This window comes from Calidithermus roseus (assembly GCF_003574095.1).
Taxonomy (GTDB): Bacteria; Deinococcota; Deinococci; order Deinococcales; family Thermaceae; genus Calidithermus; species Calidithermus roseus.
This window is the reverse complement of the sequence record NZ_QWLA01000133.1, coordinates 1-3,776: the sequence shown is the minus strand read 5'-3', so window position 1 is coordinate 3,776 and position 3,776 is coordinate 1. Positions and strand designations below refer to the sequence as shown.

Annotated in this window: 4 protein-coding genes; 3 read left to right on the top strand and 1 reads right to left on the bottom strand. The window is 70.1% G+C overall.

Translation table 11 applies throughout. From position 1 onward, the window contains the following. Both Mrose_RS17975 and xylB read left to right on the top strand, forming a co-directional pair. Positions 1–330 (top strand): aldose epimerase family protein (locus Mrose_RS17975; RefSeq protein WP_476695787.1); only part of this gene is annotated, 330 nt, incomplete at its 5' end. Between the two features lie 174 nt (positions 331–504). Then, positions 505–1,986, top strand: a complete 1,482-nt coding sequence (gene xylB, locus Mrose_RS17970; RefSeq protein WP_119280589.1) for a xylulokinase — start codon at positions 505–507, stop codon at positions 1,984–1,986. Here the strand turns inward: xylB and pgeF are convergent. After that, a complete protein-coding gene (gene pgeF / locus Mrose_RS17965) occupies positions 1,952–2,734 on the bottom strand; it encodes a peptidoglycan editing factor PgeF (protein ID WP_119280587.1) in 783 nt (260 codons plus the stop codon). The two genes, xylB and pgeF, sit on opposite strands and share 35 nt — an antisense overlap. A 139-nt stretch (positions 2,735–2,873) precedes the next feature. Between pgeF and Mrose_RS17960 the strand changes: the two genes are divergently transcribed. Next, on the top strand, positions 2,874–3,776 hold a 903-nt coding region (locus tag Mrose_RS17960), incomplete at its 3' end, for a prepilin peptidase (RefSeq protein WP_147371723.1).

Genomic DNA, 3,776 nt, shown 5'->3' with positions numbered 1-3,776 from the left:
GTCCCCATCCCCCCGGCCCTCGACTTCTCCAGCCCTAGGCCCCTGGGCGACCTGGCGCTCGATCACGTGTTCGGCGGTTGGGAGGGTGCGCTGAGGCTCGAGTGGCCCCACAGCGGTGTGCGGGTGGAACTCGAGGCCGACCCCATCTTCTCGCACCTCGTGCTCTTCACCGCCCCTGACGGCACCGTAGCCCTCGAGCCCGTCTCCCACGCTACCGACGGCTTCAACCTGATGGACCGGGGCTGGCCCAATACCGGCGTGCGGGTGCTGGAGCCGGGCGAAAGCCTCTCGGGCGAGGTGCGGATGAGGATCAGGGCGGATGGGTGGTAGGGGGTGGTGGGGGCGCGTGGTGAATCTCTCTCCGGCGGCGGGAGGGAATATCCCCCCAGCCCCCCTTGTTAAGGGGGGAACAAGGCGTCCGGCGTCTTGCGTACGACGTAGGACGTATGACGCACGACCTACGCCCGGCGTTCGGCTACCGGCTATTGACCCCACAGGAGTCCTATGAAACCCGTCAGTATCGGCATCGATCTGGGGACCAGCGGCCTCAAGGCCCTGGCCCTCACCCCCGAAGGCCACAGCGTGGCCGAGGCCAGCGCGTCCTACCCTTTGCTCACCCCCCGGCCCGGCTGGACCGAGCAGAAGCCCTCGGACTGGCTCGAGGCCACCCGGCAGGCCCTCGGCGAACTGGCCGGGAAGCTCGAGGCCGCGGGCTATACCCCCGTTGCCCTGGGGCTCTCCGGGCAGATGCACGGGGCGGTTTTCCTCGACGCCTGGGGCGAGGTCATCCGGCCTGCTCCGCTGTGGAACGACCAGCGCACCGCCGAAGCCTGCGCCGAGATCGAGGCGGCGGTTCCGCGGCCTGAGCTCATCCGTCGCACCGGCAACCCGGCGGTGACGGGGTTTCAGCTCCCCAAGCTCATCTGGCTGCGCCGGGCCGAGGGGGAGAACTTCGCCCGCACCCGGCGGGTGCTCCTGCCCAAGGACTACCTGGCCTTCGCCCTCACCGGCAACGCCGCCACCGAGCCCTCCGACGCCTCGGGCATCGGGGGGCTGAACCTGGCCGCGCAGGACTGGGACGCCGAGGTGCTCGCGGCTTTGGGTCTGAGGAGCGAGCTATTTCCCGAGGTGATCCCCTCGCACGGCGTGGTGGGTGGCCTCCGGGCCGATTGGGCGCGGGTTACGGGTCTGCCCGAGGGTTTGCCGGTGGTCGCCGGGGCGGGCGACAACGCCGCCGCCGCCATCGGACTGGGGCTCTCCAGCGCCCGTCCCGGTGTGGGCAGCGTTTCGCTGGGAACGTCGGGCGTGATCTTTTTGCCTCTCGAGCGCCCCACCCCCGACCCCCAGGGCCGCATCCACCTCTTCTGCCACGCCGACGGCGGCTACCACCTCCTGGGGGTGACCCTGGCCGCCGCCGGAAGCCTGCAGTGGTACCGCGACCGGCTGGCCCCCGGCGTGGCCTTCGACGCGCTGATGCAGGAAGCCGCCGCCGTGGCCGCCGGAAGCGAAGGGCTGCTGTTCATGCCCTACTTGGCCGGGGAGCGCAGCCCCCACCTCGACCCGGACTTGCGCGGGGCCTGGCTGGGCCTGAGCCTGGCCCATACCCGAGGGCACCTCACCCGCGCCCTGCTCGAGGGCGTGGCCTTCAGCCTCAAGGACGTGCTCGAGGTCATGAAGCCCCTGGCCACCATACGCCAACTGCTGGCCATCGGCGGCGGGGCCCGCTCCGAGGTGTGGCTCTCCATCCTCTCGGCGGTGCTGGGGGCCCCCCTGGCCCGCACCCCCATCGAGGAGGGCCCGGCTCGAGGGGCGGCCCTGCTCGGCCTGGTCGGGGCTGGGGTCTACCAGAGCGTCGCGGAGATGCTGGAAGCCACCGCACCCGAGGCCCAGGCCATCCCTGCCTACTCCGAGCCCGCCTATGCCGCAGCCTACGAGCGCTTCAAGGCGGGTTTCAGGGCGGTGGGGAGCCTGGCTCGAGGGGCATGAGGGTAGTACTTCGCCGCAGGCTATTTGCGGGCAGCTGGATCAGGCCCCACATGCGCCCGGTGATCCCCTGCTCGCGGCGGTGGGAGAAAAAGCGGGGGTCGTGAAGGGTGTCGGCTCCCAGGGTCCAGAAGTGCTCGCTTCGGATGCCCAGGCTCAGGGCCTGCTGCCGCAAGGCCGAGGCCAAGTCGAGGCAGAAGCGGCCTGGGGCGCTGGGGTCGGGACGGAAGGTTTCGAGGCCCGCCTGGGCGAAAGCTTCGGCCACCTCCGGCCCCACCTGAAACCCTGGCCCTGCCCCTGGACCCAAGGCTACCCGGATGTCCCGTGGGCGGCTGCCATAACGCTCTTGCAAAATCTCCAGCGCCGCCGGAAGGATGCCCGCCACGGTCCCCCGCCAGCCTGCGTGCAGCGCCCCCACCACCTGCCGCATGGGGTCGTAGAGCAGCACCGGGTAGCAATCGGCCACCCCCACCCGCAGCAAGAGTCCCGGCGTATCCGTCAGCAACCCGTCCCCCTGCCACACACCCGGCCCCTCGACCGCGTGCACCACGCTCCCGTGAACCTGATCGAGCGCGGCGACGGGCGGATGCCCAAAGTGCTCCAGCACCCGGCGCTGGTTCTCCCGCACGTGCTCGGGGTGGTCGCCGGTGGAAGGGGAGAGATTAAGGCTGGCATAAGGCCCCTGGGAAACCCCGCCCTCGCGGGTGGTGAAGCCGTGGGGGACCTCGAGCAGGGGAGAAGAGAGCAGCACAAAGCCTATCCTAAGTCACCCCGCGGCGGGTGTAAGTGCGGGCACCTCGGACGGAATTATCCGTCGTTGGAGGCACTCAAAAGCCGCTTCTCTTTGGCTTTGCACCGGCTCGAGGTGGCGTGCCGCGTAAAATACGCCCGTGACTTCGGCCCTGCTCATCGTGTTCGCCTTCATGCTGGGGGCGGTGATCGGCTCCTTTCTCAACGTGGTGATCTACCGCCTCCCCGCGCGCAAGTCGGTAGTGTTCCCGCCCTCGAGCTGCCCCTCCTGCGGAACTCGCCTGGGGCCTGCCGAACTCGTGCCCATCTTCTCCTGGGTGCTCCAGCGCGGACGCTGCAAGCACTGCGGGGCGCGGATTTCGGCCCGTTACCCGGCGGTCGAGGCCCTCACCGGGCTGCTCTTCGCAGCAGCGGCCTGGCTGCGCCCGGAGCTGCCTGAGCTGGTCCTGGTCTGGGCCTTCATCGCCATCTTGGTGGTGCTCTCCTTCATCGACATCGACACCTACACTGTGCCAGACGGCATTAACTTCGGCGGGCTCTTTCTGGGTCTTTTGGCGGCGGCCCTATTGGCCTTCCCCCGACCCTTCAACCAGGCCCTCGATGCGGCCCTGATCTGCGCGGGTGTCGTCGCCCTCATCGGCAGCTATGGTTCGCTGATCGTGCGGCGTGGGCGCGACGGCAGGCGGGAGTTCCCCGTGGGCCTGCACACCCTGCACCTCGCGGCGATGGTGGGGGCCTGGTTTGGCCCGGCGGCGGGGCTGGTGGCGGGCTTTGTCAACTGGGCCCTCAACGCCCGCACCAGGCGGGTGTGGGCCCTGCCCGACGGCCTCACGCTGGGGCTGGCCGCGCTGGGGCCCGTCGTGGCCTACCTGCTCCCGGACTGGCCTTTCGAAAGCCTGCGCGGGCTCCTGATCGCGGCGGGCGGGCTGGCCCTGACCGGCGGCCTTTACTGGGCCTTCCAACCCGAGGGCGAGGAGGACGAGGACGAGGGGGAGGTGGTAGTGATGGGCTTCGGCGATGTGAAGCTGGCCGGGCTCTTGGGG